The organism is Yersinia canariae, assembly GCF_009831415.1.
Classification (GTDB): Bacteria; Pseudomonadota; Gammaproteobacteria; order Enterobacterales; family Enterobacteriaceae; genus Yersinia; species Yersinia canariae.
Genome location: NZ_CP043727.1, coordinates 2,063,577 through 2,081,373, shown reverse-complemented (window position 1 = coordinate 2,081,373; position 17,797 = coordinate 2,063,577). Strand labels below are relative to the sequence as shown.

The window sequence follows — 17,797 nt, the reverse complement described above, 5'->3', positions numbered from 1 at the left end:
AGCATGATAATTTCCGTAAAATAATTTGTAGATAAGAAAAATCCGATTGAGCTGTACTAAATCTGTCCCTGTTATACAATCTGCGGGCTTAAATAATAGCCGACAGACTTCTACTTAAGGAAAGCCGCGATTAAACAGGAGTGGGCATCATGACTGATTATGATAATCGGGAAAAATCAGCTGACATTACTCTGTTAAAAGAAATGAACAGCTTACGGGATATCATCGAAAATAATTCAGACTGGATCTGGGAAGTTGATGTTGCCGGCCGCTATACGTTTTCATCTGCAAAATCTATCGAGCTGCTGGGCCGCCGTCCTCATGAAGTGATCGGTAAAACTCCGTTTGATTTTATGCCCGAAGAGGAAGCTGATCGGGCAGGTAAAATATTTGCCCAAATTGCAGCAGAACGTGCCCCTTTTGCCGGGTTACGAAGCCGAAATATCCGCGCAGATGGCAGTGAAGTCTTGGTCGAAAGCAGCGGTATTCCGCTGTTTGATGATAATGGGGAATTCAGAGGTTATCGAGGAATTGACCGTAATCTCAGCAATTTACCCTATCAAACCAGTAAACATCTGTTTGAGTTGGAATCAATTTATTCCAGTGCGCCAGCAGGCTTGTGTTTTATCGATACCACCTTGCGCTACCTGACGGTAAATGACTATCTGGCTGAGTTATTAGGTAAAAAAACCGTCGAAGTGAATGGCCATAACGTGGCGGATTTCTTGCCCAGTCTCATTCCTATTCTGCAAAATGCTCTGCTAAAAGCCTACTGTAACGAGAGTATCCCTAATGCTGAGTTTCAGATGCTGGAGAAACAACGGGTATTTTCCATGCGCATCAATGCCGCCAAATACCCGAGTGGTCAGGTAAGCGGCCTGTGTGTCGCCATGATTGATATATCTGCGTTGAAAAAGATGGAAGAGCAGCTGCGCAGCAGTAAACAACATTATCGCAATATGGTGGAGCTGAACCCGCAAATCCCTTGGACGGCCTCCCCAGACGGAATGATCACCAATGTCAGTTCGCGCTTTGAGAAAATCACGGGTTTAACCCGTGAAGAAGCACTGGCTGATCGATGGCTTCGAACCATCCATACGGATGACCGTCACCCTACCCTGATAAGCTGGGAACACTCTCTGCAGACACACGAACCACTTGACGTTGAAATACGTTTTTGTCATGTGGAAAAAGGGTGGAATTGGATGCGTATTCGCGCGGTCCCCAGTGTAGATGATCACGGTAATGTGGAGTGCTGGTACGGCACTGCCGAAGACATCCATGAACGTAAGCTGTTAGAACTTAAGCTTATTAAGGCCAACCGACGCCTGGAAATTCAAGCCAGAACAGACTCGCTGACTAAATTGCCTAATCGCCGAGAATTCAAAAAAGTGCTAGCCCATGAATTTATGCGAGCAAGGCGCTCAGACTCGCCATTAGCGGTCTTGATGATTGATATTGATTACTTTAAGAATTTCAATGATTGCTATGGCCATATCTCAGGTGATGCATGCCTACGGCTCGTGGCTCGAGCATTACGTAAATCATTGAAGCGCAGCACTGATATTGTTGCGCGTTATGGTGGCGAGGAGTTTGCGGCTATTTTACCGGATACTGACCAAAACGGTGCCAGTCTGGTTGCAGAGCACATTTTGCAATCTATCCGGGCTATGGGTATCAAGCACAGTGAAAGTAAATTTCGCAAAGTCACCATCAGCCTGGGTGTCACCGTCTATCAATCCCGTCTGCATCGCGGCATTACTGATCAAGCAGATTTAGTGCTCACGGCGGATCAAGCGCTTTACTATTCTAAAAAGAATGGACGCAATCAATTTAACTTAGCTGAACTCCCTTGCTAGCAGCACATTGCTTTTTTTCGCGGCAACTTCTGGCACTTTTTTTAAGCTCGGCTATTCTCAATAAAGCGGCCAATCTGGTCATACCTCATACCACTCGGTAAGGAAGGCGTCTTTATGGGAAAAACTGTGGTAAAAATCAGAAATTTCGAAGTTGACGACGCAGTGTTATCCGCCCCATTGGGTAAAGATGAAAACACCGTCAGCATTCCGTGTAAATCGGACCCGGAATTGTGTATGCAGCTGGATGGTTGGGACGAAAATACCAGTATTCCTGCAACATTAGATGGTAAAGACAAGCTGCTCTATAAAAAACATTACGACCGACATCAAGACGCCTGGGTTATGAGGGTAACTTGATGCTTCAAAGAGCCGCCCCCATAGCTAAAATTTATGAGTGGCGGTTTTTTCATTTACATTTAATAAGACTCGCTTGCCAAAACGAATTCGCTATTCGTTGCACAAACTCCGCTATCAGAATGTTTCCAGCACTTTGAATTGCATACAAATCAGCATCATATCTGGGGAAAACATATCGTATTGCTCAAAAAAACGCTGTTGCGTTTTACGCCAATAAGCCAAAGTACGATCGCCCTCACCTTCAGCCAAAGCATGCGCCTCATCAACCTGATCAAAGGTTTTCAATTCGACGTCAGTCAGCTCGACTGCACAAACCGGCTCATTGCGGCCATTAACCACAACAAATATATCACCCGCCTGCGGGACACCCTCATCATCTAGTGCCGCACAGGTAGCCGTTTTAGTGCCATTGAGGACCAACGCCAATAAATCATCCGCCACTTGCTCGGTATCACCAAAAGCCCAACGCTCGGCGTTTTCATATTTTTGTGGAATTGCAGCCATCGTTTCATTATTCCTATTCGTCATATTCTTGATGCAGCTCATATTATACTTTAACGCTATGAACTCACTCTCGCATCACCATAAATTTTCGCTACTATACCTAAGTTGCGGTAAACAAATAAATCCCGCAAAACAATTTCAAATCAAACAAATCTATCGAGGTAAAAATAAAAGCCTATGGCAACCAAACGCTTACATACAAAACATTGGAAAATGTTTGTGGTGTTACTTTGCATCTGTGGTGCATTAATGCTACTGCGGTGGGCATCAATGATCTTTGGTTAATATCGCCACCGCTAGTGTTTGTCTTTAGGCAAAAATAAGCAGCCGCATTTAGGGCAGACTAATGCCGTATTTTTATGCACTTTTTCTGTGCTTTGTTCTGATGTGGCACCACAATCCGGGCACTTAATTTTCACTTTGACACTGCTAACCAACTTTCTGATGCTATCAATAAATGACATACGCTCGCCTCTCAGTTGTACAACCTCATTAGATTACGTTAACCGACGGCATTAAACCGTGGAGTGGTCAGCGTTACGCAGATTATCTTTACCGGATCTGATTTCCCTCAGTGGAAAGAACCGGCTTTGCAGGAGACAATGGAAAGAAACAAGCAGAAAATGAGAAGGTACGGGGGAGAAACATTCACCACGCAGCATGGCTGGCATGCTTGGCGTAGTGAAATGGTAGGCAGGTTATTAGAAACCCTAAGTCTGGTATCAGTGATTCCATAATTCTTGGATCAACCCTCTGACCCTCACCTTGGAAGCACCAGCCACCAGGCTGATAATACGGTTTGCACTCAACGTAGAAACATCAGTATTCCATTCATCAAACGAGTGTTCGGCGTAACTGTCGTTGAAAACCTTTTTTATCGAGGATTCAGCTTCGGACATCTCACTGAAACTCTTAGCGTTTATTAAGCACTGAGCAATGATTGAGACTTTTTTCATGTTTTATCCTTGATTATCGGTCGCATAGTGTAGCACAATTACGACCTCTCTGCTCATATGCTGGTTAAATTGTTTTCAATTGAAGCTAACTGATTGATTAAACAATACATTCAATAAATTCCATCCATAAACCAAAACTTCTCCCTCTTGCTTAATTTATGTTCTTATTAGCCCTCAAAATCTGACCTTTGACTGCTATATTTAGCAAAAAACCCGACTTCGTCACAAATAAGCAACAATAAATTCATTATTTATTCATTTATTGTACGTTTTCTATTCAACTAACATGCTATATTGTAGTGGCTCTGACATGACCAAAAGTTTTACCCCTATAGGTAACCGAGGTGTCAAATGATCAGCAATTTCTTTCTCTATTCACTCTTTATTATCTATATCGGTGCTGCAATTTTTGACGGCTCGCTACCTTTGCTAGCTCTCATGTAGCTCAACATCATCTGAGTCAGGGCACAGCCTCAAACAAGCCTATCACCCCCTTTTCACTCCTTTGCCTCTCGGCAACTTCTTGCAGTAATGCCTCCATTTCGACCATTTTGGCCCGCCTCCCGATAATGCCAAATGCGGATAAACAAGAGCCCCATCAGCAACGCGGCCATTGGTGACTCACTAAATCTATATTACTTTCATAAAAATCACCCAACAGAGAACTATCGGTTATGCCTGTGTTGATGTGAGATGTGAGGCCAGCAATGCCGGCACCTACTTTTGCGACAACGTACACCATTGCCGCACTGAAGGCCGCTGCCATTGATAACTTGCATACTTGTGCAAATACGCCGGTAATTCATCACCATTGAGCGCCAATCGATTAAGCATTAGCGCCAAATCTATATCTGCAATACACCATTCATTGAACAAATTCTTTCGGCCATCTGAAAGTAAACGTGCCAGACCTGAAATAAGCTTGTGAGCAGCAAGTTGCCCTCCCTCAGATAATGACGGCATTTTCATTCCGGCAAAGACAACTTCAGTGGGGCGCTCAGACCTAATCGACATAAAATCACTGCGCAACCATGCTTGAATTTCACGGGCTTTAGCGCGTTCTTGCCTATCCTGCGGATAGATTCTCGCGTATCCCGGTGAAGGAAATCGCTCTTCTAAATACTCAGAAATAGCTGAAGATTCAGATAATTGGAAATCATCAATAATCAACGTAGGCACACGGCGAGTTGCCGATAACTTGCCAAATGCGTCACCTAAGTTCTCACCAGCAGAGAGATCAATGGCACTCAGTGTGAAAGGAAGTGCTTTCTCTGTCAGTGACACAAAGACGGACATGACATAAGGGCTGAAAAAATCCGCATCAGTATACAACGTCATAGTTTGCTGACTCATTGAAGCTCCGGCTGATTATCACGAAAAGATTACGTTAATCGGTTTTCAGGTGGCTGCAAAGCATCTTCTGCAAAAAATTAATTATCAGTAATCACGTCGCGTCTTCTTATTCAGACGCTGCGTCTAACGTTTATATCCCAGCGCCTGCAACCAGAAATCAACCCATGCAAACTAGTCTTCGGAGTGGGGCTCATCTAAAATTGTCAACAGAATATCGGCATCCGGAGTGGTGATATGTTTCCCCTCAAGGAAGCCGGCAAGTTTGGCTTCTGCATTGTGCTCATACACTTCATAACCATCAATTCGATAGCCTGGAATACCATCTTGACTACGAATATATTCATCACCGTCAATATAATACTCAACAATACCGCTGGCATCTTCAATCTCGTAACGTTTATCAAAAGGAAACTGTTTCATCATTCATCCCAAAAAACATGCATGTCTATATAATGCCAAATTGGCGCTATTTTAGGAAGCATCAACCGCCACACTATTAAACCGTACCGTTCCTCATTATATTTAGGCCACGCGATATAGATGTTAATTAACCTGAAATTCTTATCGAACTTTAGATCCCATTAATTTCTCACCGTGAAAACTCTATTTAACTTTCATAACAAACCAATTCAAGGTAAACCCGGTGGCTGCACTCTGCGAAAAACCAGCGGACTCTTCGCGAGAGTTATTTCTATCCGGATGTTAAAAGAAAAACCCTCACTATTACACCTGATAGCAAGCGCCATTATTATGACCAGAGTTGCTACTACCGAGTTTGGCTAATCTTTGAGCACCTATGGGAATATCGATTACTTCGAGATAAAACGAGTGTGCGACCTCTCCTGTAAACACGCTATACTCATATAAATCCTATAAATAAGGAGAATATATGCTCATAGGATTTGTTTTACTGGTTAGCACCTGCGGAATGGATGCCTGTGAGGCTCTGCCCGTGACTGACGACGTATATGCAACACGCCATGAGTGCATGGCTGTAGCGGCCAGAATTCATCAAAGAAGGCCCGATGTGGTACTGATTTGTGGTGAAGTCTACCGCCACGCTGATGGTGATGGTGATAAAACTGAATGACTTCTCAAAGTCTTTACGGTCTAAACCTGATGCTTTGATTACAATAATAACCCAACCTGCCCTACGGGATAAATGTACCTCATATTTTTGCTGGCAGGTCATGCGAAACTAAAAGGAAGTAGGACGATATTGATTGTACGATTTTTCCTATCGAGTCAACTTACACCAGAAAGCAAATTAAGCCGATAAATCTGAAGTCTCGAAGTCTCTCCTTCCTATTAAAATAAATCCATTAAAAACCGGGCTCGTTACCGAGATTACTGGGGACGTGATAAAGCTATCTGTATTACTGCCCATGTTTACGCCATTAGACTGATTTAATTAACAGCCCTCTTAACAGGGCTGCCAATGTTGTCAATTCACTGCGAACCGTGAAAATAACGCGAACTTAGCGTCCCTTTTTCTTACGTCCAGGTTGAGTAAAACGTTTACGGGCAGTAGAGTTACTTTCGGATTTTTCGACGGTTTTCGGCCGGCTGATAACTGTTTTTTTATCGACGGCAGGTTTAGCCTTCGCTTTTTTTAGCGGCTTTTCATCAGACGATGAATTTTCAATCAACTTAAATAATTCCGTCAGTTCATCATCACGCAAATCTCGCCACTCCCCCATTGGCAGACCTTTCAAATTGATATTCATGATGCGCGTTCGCTCAAGTTTAGTAACTTCATAACCAAAGTGCTTACACATACGACGAATTTGACGGTTAAGGCCCTGCACCAGAGTGATACTAAATACAAAGGGAGCTTCTTTCTTTACTTTGCATTTTTTAGTAACTGTTCCCAGCATCGGCACACCAGCACCCAAGCCAAGAATAAATTCGTCAGTCACCGGTTTATTGACCGTCACCACATACTCTTTTTCGTGATCGTTTCCGGCGCGCAGAATTTTATTAACCAAGTCGCCATGATTCGTCAGGAAAATCAGGCCCTGCGAGTCTTTATCTAAACGCCCAATCGGAAACACACGTTTGCTGTGGTTAACGAAATCAACAATGTTATCAGACTCTCCGTCTTCCGTAGTGCTGATAATACCCACCGGCTTATTTAACGCGATCAGCACCAGGTCATTTTCGTTACGCGGTTCAATCAGTTGACCGTTAACCTTCACCACATTCCCAACATATACTTGATCGCCAACCGCAGCGCGTTTGCCATTAATAAAAACATTACCCTGCTCGATATAGCGATCGGCATCGCGACGTGAACAAATACCACTCTCGCTGATGTATTTGTTAAGACGAATGGATGAATTGGTCAGCATAATTTTCCGTAAAAATTGGACTATACCACGTTAGGTTACGAATCCTACAGGACTGCTTAGCAGAGAAATAGCGAAGTCATACCGACATCACAGATAGCCATTAGGCGTCGGGGCTAGCGCTGCTATTGAAACTCAATATTGCACAGTCATTATTAAATACAGTCATACCCAGATAAATACTGTGGAAATTCCGTAGCCTTCATTGTTTTCTCTATTTCAAAATCGCACTTACCTTCCCTTAAAAAAATGACTGGCATCAAATCCAACACCTCCATTATATTGTGATTCAAGGTCAGTATTTCTATTACCGATGCACTACACTGTGACGTCCAATGATGGAATAACGTACTGACTACAGTGGATATAGACAGAAATTACTGTCTATTATTTAATAATCCAGGGAAGATATCCTTACAATGAAAAAGCCTATTATTCGTTCTCTTATTCTTGCCATGCTTGCAGCCTCCCCGCTATATGCATCTGAGCAACAGAGCCTCACACAGCAACAGATAGCCACTATTGTCAATAAGACCCTGACTCCGCTGATCGAAAAACAGGATATCCCCGGTATGGCCGTCGCTGTATTTTATGACGGAAAGCCAATGTTCTTTAACTATGGTGTGGCTGATATAAAAAGTCATCGCCCTGTGACGGAAAATACCCTATTTGAACTCGGCTCAGTCAGTAAAACATTTACGGGCATCGTCGGAGGATATGCTGAGCAAACAGGTATTCTTAACCTCAGTGATCCGGCGACAAAATACAGTTCAGAGTTAACCGGCGACCAGTGGAAAAATATTAGCATGCTGAATCTGGCGACATACACTGCGGGAGGTCTTCCTCTCCAGATCCCAGACTCTGTCACTAATATGAAGTTATTATGGCAGTATTATCAGCAATGGCAGCCGCAATGGGCACCAGGCGAAATGCGCAATTACTCCAATGCAAGTATTGGGTTATTCGGTGCACTGGCGGTGAAGAAAAGTAATCTGTCGTTTGAAGATTATATGACTCAGTACGTTTTCCAACCTTTAAAACTCACACATACGTTTATAACGGTTCCCGACTCAATGCTCTCAAATTACGCGTGGGGTTATAAAGAGGGTCAACCTGTTCGTGTCACTGCGGGAGTGTTGGATGCTGAAGCTTATGGAGTCAAATCTACAGCGCAAGATATGATGACATTTATGCAGGCAAATATGGATCCAGATAGCCTTCTTGCTGATAATGATACATTAAAGAAAGCCATTATTTCGGCCCAATCTCGTTATTACCAAGCAGGAAATATGTTCCAGGGGCTAGGATGGGAAATGTATAATTGGCCTATTAATTCACAGGAAGTAATTGCAGCCAGCAGTAATGAAATCGCCTTGAAGCCCCATGAAATCAAAGCATTAACGCCACCATACTCTGCCGTGTCCGCATCTTGGGTACATAAAACTGGCAGCACTAATGGCTTCGGCGCCTATATTGTTTTTATCCCAGAAAAGAAGATTGGCATCGTGATGTTAGCGAATAAGAACTACCCTAACCCTCTGCGAGTGGCGGCAGCTAATCATATTCTTCAATCGTTGCAATAATAGTACCGTTGAAGATCTTGCCGAGAAATCAATGAGGTCGGACTTTAATTAACTCGCCACGATGAGTCATCAATAAATAAAAAACCCCGGTAATAGCCGGGGTTTATGATGATATTTTTTACTGCTTAGATACCATAAGCAAAGTTCAAGGTTACTGAACCATCAAGATCAATATTTACAGTAATAGGGCCTTTCATCGAGAAGGAAAATTGCCCCATGAATGTCGGATGTATTCTGCTCTGGATTTACTTGATTGGCATTATTGCCTCTACCTGCATCATCTTTCCCCTAACCCGCGACCAGAGTTGGGTCGTAAGGGCATTATCATCACTTCTTATCGGCATAACCTGGCCCTTGAGTCTGCCTGTCGCCTTACTGCTCTCTATGTTTTGATTAAAATACCGGCTAAAATATTTGCCTACGATGATCTGCACCGATAATGTCGGCATTCTCACTCGCGTATTGGGAGTAATAGCTGTCACCTGGCCAGTTTTGATATTCATCGCACAACATTACTGGAGATTAACAGCTATAGTGAATATGGGTCATAAAACAAATAGGAGGATGTATGTATCACTCTATTTTGGTACCTATAGACATCTCAGATCCTGAGTTTACCCAACAACTCATTTCGCATGTTGAAACGCAGGCGAATATAACTGATGTCGCTCACGTTCATTTTCTCACAGTCATTCCGGCGTTCCCCTATTACGCTTCTCTAGGTTTAGCCTACTCCGGTGAAGCTCCTAGCCAAGAGCAGATTAAAAACGAAGCGCTATCAAAATTTTCTGAAATTATTGATAAATTTGATATCCCTGAAGAGAGAATCAAAAAACACATTGTCTCCGGCTCGCCAAAAGACGAGATACTGAGACTAGCCGATTCCATCCGAGCCGACTTAATTGTCATTGCTTCACACCGACCCGATATTATGACTTATTTACTGGGTTCAACTGCAGCAGCAGTAGTCCGTCACGCAAAGTGCTCCGTTCTTGTCGTTCGTTAGGAATTCTGTGAGTAACTCACGTTAACCTGAATGATGGAACATAAATAGAAAGCCACTGGCCCAGTAAGCAAGTGGCTTTATTATGTATTATCTACAGTGCCTCATTAAGTCCCTTTCATGATGATGAGGACAAAGCTCTTAATTCCCCTCCGGTGAAAGAAAGGGGAGATATTTAAAGGCCTTTTGACCTTAAAAGCTCAATATGATTTACATACAGTGCAACGGGATCTATATCGCTACTCACCATCCCAGCAGTTTGATTAATTGCATCTACATGATCTAATTTATAATCCGAACGAATAACTTTACCTAAGTGCATGCTATATCGCCCGACCAGACCATCATTCTGGTCGCGTTCTTTAGTGAATAATAGGGATAATGCAACCAGAGAATGGTGCAATGGATCAAGGTTATTCAACCCTTCAGTGAGTGGGTTATAGCCCAGAACGCCTCCCCACGAATAATAGTAAACCCCATTGTCAAACTCTTTCCCCTCACCACCCCAAACTTCAGGTAATCCCTGAGGATATTGAACATTAAAATTAGCGACATTTTCCGTCGTCAGAGCATTGATAGACTCCATGAAATCCTGTGGCAAGAAAGGCTTACCACTCAGTAGAGAAATAAAGGCTCCAAATGTTGACATGATAATGTTAATAATCTGTTCAGGAAGGCGATCAGGAGTTAGCGCCGAGCGCACCAGATCAGCAATTTCCGAACCATGGTTTACTCCATTAACTGAGGTGACAGAAGCCACAAGCTCTGGGTGAGTTGCAGCAACATAACGGCAGGCCAATGGCCCCTGACTGTGACCAATAAGATTAACTTTTTTCGCGCCCGTTTTTACCATGACTTGTTTGACAAATTTAACTAGCTGCTCGCCACGGACTTCGTTACTGTTCGTCGCAGAAATTGTGGCGACAAATACTTCTGCGCCTGCTTTTTTCAGTGATTCCTCAACACCATAAAAATAAGGATAAATTCCGGCTATTTTATCAAATCCTAATAAGCCATGAACTAACACTACTGGGTATTTCAAAGTTGAATTGATAGTCATAATTAATAAACACCTTTTAATTGAACAAAAAAAAAGCCTAGAAATTAATCATAGGCTTCTGAGGAAGTCACACCGTCAGCGATATTTCGCGACTGTGCATACTTAGGTTTCTGTTTTCTTACGAGGTTACTTCACCAAGTCAATATCAGTGAAATAACCTATGACTTGCTATCTTATTTGCGTGAATACTGACTCCTCTCCACCGGGCAATCAATAATGGGGTTTAGATGCAATATTGCTCATACCGGTATCTCTCATGTTATTCAATGAGATAACGCGCACCGAGAGCTGTGATTAAAATAAAGATGAACACATCGATTCAATAACGAATAAACCCCGCTAAGCGAGGTTTATTTCATTGGATAAGCGCTATTGCAAAACCGACTTTTATCACACTAATCCCTATTTTGCGGCCGCACCAACACTTTTTTATAAAAATTTGATTTTTCTTTTTCTGGATCCATGTCAAGGCGAATATCTATCATGGCAAGATAGCCCTCTGCCATTTGAAAATGTATCCTTATCACCTTTTCATTTTTCTCACGCTATTTACTCACTTAGCTCAGCCAAGGCTGTTTCCAGTGCCAAAATATCGTCAGAACTGATTAATGGTATCAATTTTTCTATTTCATCATCCGGTCGTTTATAAATCTGTAACCTTATAACTCTCGTGATGACTTCTTCAGAGAAACGATATTTTATCACCCGAGCCGGGTTGCCCCCAGCGACGGCATACGGAGGTATATCTTTTGTGACAACACTCCCCGCGGCAATAACTGCCCCCTCGCCGACGGTAATACCGGGCATAATCATACAACGCATACCCAACCAACAACCATCGTTCAGTACAGTATCCCCTCTGGATTGATAAGAGTTTTTCACTCTACTCATAAAAGGATAAAGACTAATAAAATCAATACAATGATTATGATTCCCACCCATTAATATCACAGCTTCTGCCCCAATACAGACATAATCGCCGATAATAAGTTGATCAATATGACCCAGCGGTTCCCATTGCTGGCTAACGTGGTCTCCATGGAGATAACGAACCACCGAATTTTCAAATCCGTCATCCCAACAGTCACTGTAGTAACTATGCTGACCGGTGATCAGAATATTCGGATTCTTCACAGTAAGATGGAGGTACTCCACCTGTGACCAGTGTTTATTTTTCATGACTTTTTCCTTCCAATTAAAGAAAGCCACGGAACGTTTTAATTTCGTGGCAGTGATTACACGTTCAGATAACCACTGCTTTTAGCTATTCGAGGATGGAGCATCAGCATTTTTGTGTTCCGCTTTATTGTTAATTTATACTATCAGAATTACTGTACTGACGAAATGTTCGGCGACTCCTCACTATTTTCGATATAAAGCGTACGGCTGGGGAAAGCAAGATCAGCACCATGCTTATGCACTATATCGATAAATTTCAAATAACAGGCTTGCTGAATAGATAACCATTCAGCCCAGACTTTCGTCTTAGTAAAGCAATAGACCATGATATTAAGGGAAGAATCGCCAAATCCATTGAAATACACCAATAAGGTCTGCTGGTGATCGATATCATCATTATTGGCTAAAAAATTGTGCATCTCATTCACAATAGTTCCGATTTTGTCCGCGTCCTCATAACGCAGCCCAATTGTGGTTTTTATTCTACGGTTTGTCATGCGACCCGGATTTTCAACACTAATATCTGTAAACATGGAGTTGGGAACATACAGTGGGCGGTTTTCAAATGTCATTATTTTTGTCAGCCGCCAACCTATTTCAACAACAACCCCTTCGATGTGGCGATCTGGCAAACGTATCCAGTCTCCGATATTAAAAGGGCGATCAAAATAAAGCATCACACCCGAAAAGAAATTACTCAAAATATCTTTTCCAGCCAGACCGACAGCAAGACCACCAATACCACCAAAAGTAACCAGCCCTGAAAAACTCATGCCAAGATGCTCACCATAAAGCAGAACCACCGCCACCACGAGCATGATTTTTAGCATGCGCGATATAATTTTAGCGCTAGTGATATCACTCCCTTTTGCCACCTGACGTTTTTCCAGCACATCAAATAACCTAAACATCTTCCGTATTAACATTAATAAAATTAATGACATACAGAAAAAGTTAACCGTCTTAGGAGTGACGAAGTTTACCTTTATATCTGCTAAGGTATTATTGATGATTCTCCCCACCACAATCACCATTACAGACCACAGCAGGAAGCTTACAAATTCTAAGATGAAACTGTAACGGGAACGGTGCCGCCTCATTCCCCATATCGAGACAATTAATAACGCAATGACACAGCTGATGACCAAAACCAGTCCGACAATGTTTTCCATAGTAAATTTAGCAACCATGCTTTATGTCCTCAAATATATCTCGTCACATTTGTCACTCTGTCGATTCTATAGTAATTATGTATTAAGACATAGGATGTAGGCAGTTTCCCCTACTAAGTTAGGGTTACGGATATATTGAAAATCGCGTGGTTAGCAATCAACCGCCAACGATGATTCTAAAACAGAGAGGCGTAGCAGATACCTGTTTTATTTCCGTCACGTCACTACAAGATAATTAGCTTAATATTTTTCCTATGCTGTAGGCGAAACCCGCTATGATTAAATTAGCCGCAACTCACTCAGTATCCTGATGTTTAATGTTAAAGCTCTGCCTTCGTTTGAATAGTATATGGAGCCTACATGGATATTGACCCCAAATTCCCACGGAAGATAAAAGCCCCTAGCAGCCTGGATGCCCTTATTCCAGTGGTCTCATTGATTTAAATAGCACAGAGAAGTTGGTGGCAAATAAATCAGAAAAAGCTGCGTTTTAACCCTGAATGGGAGAATGGACAAATTCTTATGTAATTCCTATTACCCTGACTATTGAGGTAATCATAGGTATTCCATACACCAAGCATGTATCATGAATCGATAGCGAACTGGGTCAGTAAAGTCATTTGAACATCTTCACTACCCGTTTATAGATAGCTCAAGGAGAGGGAATGAAGACTTATTTGGTGATCATCATTCTGATTGTTGCAACTATCCTGAGTGCTTTTTATATTGGGATATTAGCTGTGTGGTTTGTGCATTGGTGGAATAATGCAGAGATGTTTTAGCCTTATAAAATCAAGGACAAAGGATAAAAGTATCTCATCCGCACTATATTAATCACCGCGACAGATAAAGGAAGTCAAAAGGCACACTGGCAACATTTCTGCTGGCGATGAGCCACTGTTGGTTGAACCCAGCGTCATTGACATATAATTGTTGCTTGGATCAGTCGCGAGGATTCTTATGACTTTATGCGACATAACAAATTTGATTGCGGGCGCTTCAGAAATACTCTTCTAACAAACTTAGCTTTTTCCATCCATGTTGTCCCATACAGGCCAAAAATACACTGTTTCTACTATTTTCGTTAACATCCATGGTGTAACTTTCAATACCAAAGACTTTCTCGTATTTGTAGCCATTGCTATAGCAATCATCGTCTTTTTTATTACACTTTGAAAATGTTGGTTGTTGAACACTTCTCGTAGCTACCTCATTTCTGACTGGATATTGAGCTAACGCATCCATATGACAAAGTTTCTTTGCTTCTTGGAGAGTTAGCGTTGGATTATTTAATGGCTCCCATTTTGTGGCACAGCCAGATAATACCAATGTAGCAAAAATTGCTAATGAGTGATTTTTCATAAAAATACCTTAGTTGAAACTTGAATAATACAGACTAAATAGCACAGTATATTTCAGGGAGTAAAAGGCTTATTGATAGTTGGCTACACATTTAGCTAATGGGTGCTTTATAGACATCTTCTGCCAATGCAGGTAGATATACTTAAATATTAAAGATGTTGCGAGGCTGATTACTTTCATCATCGATCCTTCGAAGCAATATGTGCGATTCCTAGCTAAATAGTGCCCGATCAAATTTAAACAGCAGCTAAACAATAGTAATTCTCAATAATGAATTAGATTACATCATCATCGGTGATGATGCTTATAATTTCCTCTGCACTAATGCATTATTCTGTTTATCGAGACTGAACTTGTGGCTGTGCTAACCCGCATACTCAAAGACTCTCGGATACAGATTTTAATGATAAATATTAAGAATTAAGTCATCACATTTGAAATAGAATCATATATTGCAACATATTGCCATCACTTAAAGCAACCACAGCCACATAACATTAACACGCAAACAACAACCAGTAATATGCCTTAACTCAACCTTAAATTAATTATAAATAACAATAATTAGCCTGCTAATCTAGTTACAATTACAACAAATATAATCACTATGTAAAGTTAGGTATTCTCTATACCATTATGTATTGACATATTTTCTCTATCTTCTCAAAATTAAAACCGCATATGTAATGCAACTTATTAGGATAATATCATCTAAGTGACAAAGTTATTGTGCCTATTTATATTCTTTCAATCAGGAGCTTATAAATATGTATTCTTTAAGAACCACATATAACTCATTTAAACCATTATTATTATCGTTACTCATTAGTAATATACTCTGGCCCGGATATAGCATCGCTTCCGAGCGAGAAATATTTTATACGCCTACTTCTATGGGGCCGTCATCAATTAACCTCTCAGATGCTTTGGCGGAAGATAGTAATTATAATGCAATAGCCAATGTTAATAACCCAGGCAACCCCCTTGAAGTTTATCTCGGCCAAACAGAAACTAGCCAAAAAACATATGATATCGGGAACTACTCCATCGATATTCATGGGCAAGATACTACTGACGGCTCCAATTCGGCATTTTTTGGTTTAGCTGCCAATAAAGAAAACAACATTTCATTAAATAATTTTAGCTACACCAACAACTTAACAATTGGTGGCGAGAAATATCATCATAACAGTACGGCTCTAATGGTATCTAACGGCTCGAAAGTGGCCATTAATGGCAAGGTTTATATTAATTCACTGGTTGAATTAGATACTAATGGCTCTGGGACTGCATCAATCGCGAATAATGGCTTGTACGCAACCGGAGTCGGCTCACAAATTACTGCGAATGATGGCGATATATATATAAACACTTACGCTAAAAACTTTTTGGAGTTATTAGGAGAGAATACGTCTTATACTGAGGGAGGAGCAAAAAGTGATGCGGTTAGTGGTAAACGTGGCGGACAGGTAACTCTAAACGAAACAGGACGTTATCAAGTTAATATATTGGGTAACCTCGACTTAGGAAGTCAGTTTGGTACTGGGAGTCGTATCACCGCAGTATTAAACGGCAGTGATTCTTACTGGCATGGTACTGAAGCCAATACATATGATGAAGCCAATAATACCTGGGCAGGTACACTGGATGTAACTTTAATGAATAAAGCCCAATGGATACCTGATGCGGTTAATGCTGAAATCAGTGCCTTAACACTACAGGATAGCGGTACAGTAAATCTGCATGGCTTTAATCTGCATACGAATAAAAGCCAGAATGAGAGCATCAAGATTTATGACCTAAAAGGTAATAATGGTATTTTTCTGCTTGATGTGAACACCCGTAAAACAGATGACCAGCGCAAGAATGGCAGTGATTTTATTGAGGTAGTCAGCAGCAGTACCGGCGGCGCTCACTATATTGAAGCTTTAAATGTTAATAAATTTGCTGACCTGAGTGAAGATATTTGGGTGGCCGATGCAGCGAATAATATCAGTTTTAAAGCCTACGATCAGATCGATGCCAACAACGAATATGTTTATGACTATAAACCTATTCTTCGTTCGGATATTAGAGATGGTGACCCAGCCAGCCAGTATGGTACTAACTGGTATATAACCAGTGTTGAAAAAAAATTAAGCGCGGGTGGTGATACCGCCATGGCAAATGCCGGTGTTAATTACGCGACTGCCACTGCGCGTATTGAAATTGATAGCCTCAATAAGCGGTTGGGGGAATTAAGAAATGACCAGCAGGAAAATGGACTTTGGCTGCGTTATAAAGGCGGTGAAATGAAAAGTGATGAGGGGAGTTATTTTAAAAACCGATATAATTTTTATCAGTTAGGTTATGACAATAAAGATGAATATGAGAGTGGAATCTGGACAAAAGGTTTTGCTGCCCATTATCTGAATGGTAAATCAACCTTTGACCAAGGCTCTGGTGAAAATAAAAGCTACGGTGCGAGTATTTATGGCTCATGGAATCGACCAGAGAAGCAAGACTATGTTGATTTAGTATTAAAATATAGCCATTTGAAGAGTAACTTCGATTATCAGAATGTACTCGGCACTGTTGGCCATGGGGCAACAAGTCAGGGAGCCTGGAGTGCGAGTGTGGAATATGGTCGTGAGTTTTCACTCAGCAGTGGCAATTTCATCGAGCCGCAAGGGCAGTTGGTTTACACACATATTAATAAGGCCAATTACGCAACCAACAGTGGGTTGCAGGTAAATCAAGATGATATTAACAGTGTTATTGGTCGCGCTGGGGTGCGCGTCGGCCATCGATTTGAGGAAAATAGCAATAATGATATTTATCTAAAAGCTGATTTGCTGCACGAATTTGCCGGTGATCGTAATGTCACCGTTCGGGGTAAAGATACCGTTTTGGTGAATAACCAAGATGGGAAAGATAGCTGGATAACCTATGGTATTGGTACCAATATTCAGTTAACAGAAAATAAAGACTCTCATTTCTATCTCGATCTGGAAAAATCCTCTGGCGGAGATATCAACACTAACTGGCAGGTAAATGCTGGCTTGCGTTGGGAGTGGTAATT

General features: G+C 41.6%; 18 protein-coding genes. 8 read left to right on the top strand and 10 right to left on the bottom strand.

Features of this window, described 5'->3' with window-relative positions; translation table 11 throughout:
* Window positions 1–149: 149 nt before the first annotated feature.
* Both F0T03_RS09625 and F0T03_RS09620 read left to right on the top strand, forming a co-directional pair.
* A complete protein-coding gene (locus F0T03_RS09625) occupies window positions 150–1,859 on the top strand; it encodes a sensor domain-containing diguanylate cyclase (RefSeq protein WP_159678071.1) in 1,710 nt (569 codons plus the stop codon).
* A gap of 114 nt (window positions 1,860–1,973) precedes the next feature.
* Entirely contained in the window at window positions 1,974–2,216 is a 243-nt protein-coding gene (locus tag F0T03_RS09620) for a DUF1480 family protein (protein WP_145555510.1), read from the top strand.
* 114 nt (window positions 2,217–2,330) lie between these two features.
* Here F0T03_RS09620 and F0T03_RS09615 read toward each other — a convergent pair whose 3' ends face one another.
* A complete protein-coding gene (locus F0T03_RS09615) occupies window positions 2,331–2,720 on the bottom strand; it encodes an ASCH domain-containing protein (protein ID WP_145555509.1) in 390 nt (129 codons plus the stop codon).
* A 177-nt stretch (window positions 2,721–2,897) separates the two neighbouring features.
* On the opposite strand from F0T03_RS09615, the gene yniD reads away from it, so the two are divergent.
* A complete protein-coding gene (gene yniD, locus F0T03_RS21690; protein ID WP_246169945.1) occupies window positions 2,898–3,005 on the top strand; it encodes a small membrane protein YniD in 108 nt (35 codons plus the stop codon).
* 11 nt (window positions 3,006–3,016) lie between these two features.
* Here yniD and F0T03_RS21615 read toward each other — a convergent pair whose 3' ends face one another.
* From F0T03_RS21615 to F0T03_RS09600, 4 genes are all read right to left on the bottom strand, one after another.
* Window positions 3,017–3,184 (bottom strand): YnfU family zinc-binding protein, encoded by a 168-nt coding sequence (locus tag F0T03_RS21615; RefSeq protein WP_215727477.1) that lies wholly within the window; start codon window positions 3,182–3,184, stop codon window positions 3,017–3,019.
* Window positions 3,185–3,442: 258 nt separating this feature from the next.
* Window positions 3,443–3,676 (bottom strand): hypothetical protein, encoded by a 234-nt coding sequence (locus F0T03_RS09610; protein ID WP_025378460.1) that lies wholly within the window; start codon window positions 3,674–3,676, stop codon window positions 3,443–3,445.
* Between the two features lie 717 nt (window positions 3,677–4,393).
* Entirely contained in the window at window positions 4,394–5,029 is a 636-nt protein-coding gene (yfcF, locus tag F0T03_RS09605) for a glutathione transferase (RefSeq protein ID WP_159678068.1), read from the bottom strand.
* Window positions 5,030–5,200: 171 nt separating this feature from the next.
* The gene (locus F0T03_RS09600) at window positions 5,201–5,449 is read right to left on the bottom strand and encodes a hypothetical protein (RefSeq protein WP_145555577.1); all 249 of its coding nucleotides are present in this window, start codon (window positions 5,447–5,449) and stop codon (window positions 5,201–5,203) included.
* Between the two features lie 469 nt (window positions 5,450–5,918).
* Here F0T03_RS09600 and F0T03_RS09590 point away from each other — a divergent pair, with 469 nt between their 5' ends.
* Window positions 5,919–6,119 (top strand): hypothetical protein, encoded by a 201-nt coding sequence (locus F0T03_RS09590; protein WP_159678066.1) that lies wholly within the window; start codon window positions 5,919–5,921, stop codon window positions 6,117–6,119.
* Window positions 6,120–6,507: 388 nt separating this feature from the next.
* On the opposite strand, the gene rluF is transcribed toward F0T03_RS09590, so the two are convergent.
* A complete protein-coding gene (rluF, locus tag F0T03_RS09585) occupies window positions 6,508–7,380 on the bottom strand; it encodes a 23S rRNA pseudouridine(2604) synthase RluF (RefSeq protein ID WP_145555506.1) in 873 nt (290 codons plus the stop codon).
* 416 nt (window positions 7,381–7,796) lie between these two features.
* Here rluF and ampC point away from each other — a divergent pair, with 416 nt between their 5' ends.
* The 3 genes from ampC (at window position 7,797) to uspF (ending at window position 9,966) form a co-directional block, all read left to right on the top strand.
* Window positions 7,797–8,960, top strand: coding sequence for a class C beta-lactamase (ampC, locus tag F0T03_RS09580; RefSeq protein ID WP_159678063.1), 1,164 nt, complete (start codon window positions 7,797–7,799; stop codon window positions 8,958–8,960).
* Between the two features lie 216 nt (window positions 8,961–9,176).
* Complete coding sequence (locus tag F0T03_RS09575) at window positions 9,177–9,353, top strand: GhoT/OrtT family toxin (protein ID WP_145555504.1); 177 nt, start codon at window positions 9,177–9,179, stop codon at window positions 9,351–9,353.
* A gap of 175 nt (window positions 9,354–9,528) precedes the next feature.
* The gene (gene uspF / locus F0T03_RS09570) at window positions 9,529–9,966 is read left to right on the top strand and encodes a universal stress protein UspF (protein ID WP_145555503.1); all 438 of its coding nucleotides are present in this window, start codon (window positions 9,529–9,531) and stop codon (window positions 9,964–9,966) included.
* Window positions 9,967–10,138: 172 nt separating this feature from the next.
* On the opposite strand, the gene F0T03_RS09565 is transcribed toward uspF, so the two are convergent.
* The 4 genes from F0T03_RS09565 to F0T03_RS09550 all read right to left on the bottom strand — a co-directional run bounded on the left by F0T03_RS09565 (window position 10,139) and on the right by F0T03_RS09550 (window position 14,736).
* Complete coding sequence (locus F0T03_RS09565; RefSeq protein ID WP_159678061.1) at window positions 10,139–11,023, bottom strand: esterase/lipase family protein; 885 nt, start codon at window positions 11,021–11,023, stop codon at window positions 10,139–10,141.
* 549 nt (window positions 11,024–11,572) lie between these two features.
* A complete protein-coding gene (locus tag F0T03_RS09560) occupies window positions 11,573–12,202 on the bottom strand; it encodes a CatB-related O-acetyltransferase (protein ID WP_159678058.1) in 630 nt (209 codons plus the stop codon).
* Window positions 12,203–12,351: 149 nt separating this feature from the next.
* A complete protein-coding gene (locus F0T03_RS09555) occupies window positions 12,352–13,392 on the bottom strand; it encodes a mechanosensitive ion channel family protein (protein WP_159678056.1) in 1,041 nt (346 codons plus the stop codon).
* A gap of 981 nt (window positions 13,393–14,373) precedes the next feature.
* Window positions 14,374–14,736: a hypothetical protein gene (locus F0T03_RS09550; protein WP_145555499.1), complete on the bottom strand. Its 363-nt coding sequence runs from the start codon at window positions 14,734–14,736 to the stop codon at window positions 14,374–14,376.
* Between the two features lie 767 nt (window positions 14,737–15,503).
* On the opposite strand from F0T03_RS09550, the gene F0T03_RS09545 reads away from it, so the two are divergent.
* Window positions 15,504–17,795 carry an autotransporter family protein gene (locus F0T03_RS09545; protein ID WP_159678053.1) on the top strand — a complete coding sequence of 764 codons (2,292 nt, stop codon included), beginning with the start codon at window positions 15,504–15,506 and terminating at the stop codon, window positions 17,793–17,795.
* The last annotated feature ends 2 nt before the right edge of the window (window positions 17,796–17,797 follow it).

Bases quoted from the DNA above. Each gene is read 5' to 3' on its own strand.
- F0T03_RS09555 (WP_159678056.1), bottom strand. From the start codon at position 13,392: ATGGTTGCTAAATTTACTATGGAAAACATTGTCGGACTGGTTTTGGTC.
- F0T03_RS09575 (WP_145555504.1), top strand. From the start codon at position 9,177: ATGAATGTCGGATGTATTCTGCTCTGGATTTACTTGATTGGCATTATT.
- F0T03_RS09560 (WP_159678058.1), bottom strand. From the start codon at position 12,202: ATGAAAAATAAACACTGGTCACAGGTGGAGTACCTCCATCTTACTGTG.
- F0T03_RS09545 (WP_159678053.1), top strand. From the start codon at position 15,504: ATGTATTCTTTAAGAACCACATATAACTCATTTAAACCATTATTATTA.
- F0T03_RS09610 (WP_025378460.1), bottom strand. From the start codon at position 3,676: ATGAAAAAAGTCTCAATCATTGCTCAGTGCTTAATAAACGCTAAGAGT.
- F0T03_RS09565 (WP_159678061.1), bottom strand. From the start codon at position 11,023: ATGACTATCAATTCAACTTTGAAATACCCAGTAGTGTTAGTTCATGGC.
- uspF (WP_145555503.1), top strand. From the start codon at position 9,529: ATGTATCACTCTATTTTGGTACCTATAGACATCTCAGATCCTGAGTTT.
- F0T03_RS09620 (WP_145555510.1), top strand. From the start codon at position 1,974: ATGGGAAAAACTGTGGTAAAAATCAGAAATTTCGAAGTTGACGACGCA.
- F0T03_RS09550 (WP_145555499.1), bottom strand. From the start codon at position 14,736: ATGAAAAATCACTCATTAGCAATTTTTGCTACATTGGTATTATCTGGC.
- F0T03_RS09600 (WP_145555577.1), bottom strand. From the start codon at position 5,449: ATGAAACAGTTTCCTTTTGATAAACGTTACGAGATTGAAGATGCCAGC.
- yniD (WP_246169945.1), top strand. From the start codon at position 2,898: ATGGCAACCAAACGCTTACATACAAAACATTGGAAAATGTTTGTGGTG.
- ampC (WP_159678063.1), top strand. From the start codon at position 7,797: ATGAAAAAGCCTATTATTCGTTCTCTTATTCTTGCCATGCTTGCAGCC.
- yfcF (WP_159678068.1), bottom strand. From the start codon at position 5,029: ATGAGTCAGCAAACTATGACGTTGTATACTGATGCGGATTTTTTCAGC.
- F0T03_RS21615 (WP_215727477.1), bottom strand. From the start codon at position 3,184: ATGTCATTTATTGATAGCATCAGAAAGTTGGTTAGCAGTGTCAAAGTG.
- rluF (WP_145555506.1), bottom strand. From the start codon at position 7,380: ATGCTGACCAATTCATCCATTCGTCTTAACAAATACATCAGCGAGAGT.
- F0T03_RS09625 (WP_159678071.1), top strand. From the start codon at position 150: ATGACTGATTATGATAATCGGGAAAAATCAGCTGACATTACTCTGTTA.
- F0T03_RS09590 (WP_159678066.1), top strand. From the start codon at position 5,919: ATGCTCATAGGATTTGTTTTACTGGTTAGCACCTGCGGAATGGATGCC.
- F0T03_RS09615 (WP_145555509.1), bottom strand. From the start codon at position 2,720: ATGGCTGCAATTCCACAAAAATATGAAAACGCCGAGCGTTGGGCTTTT.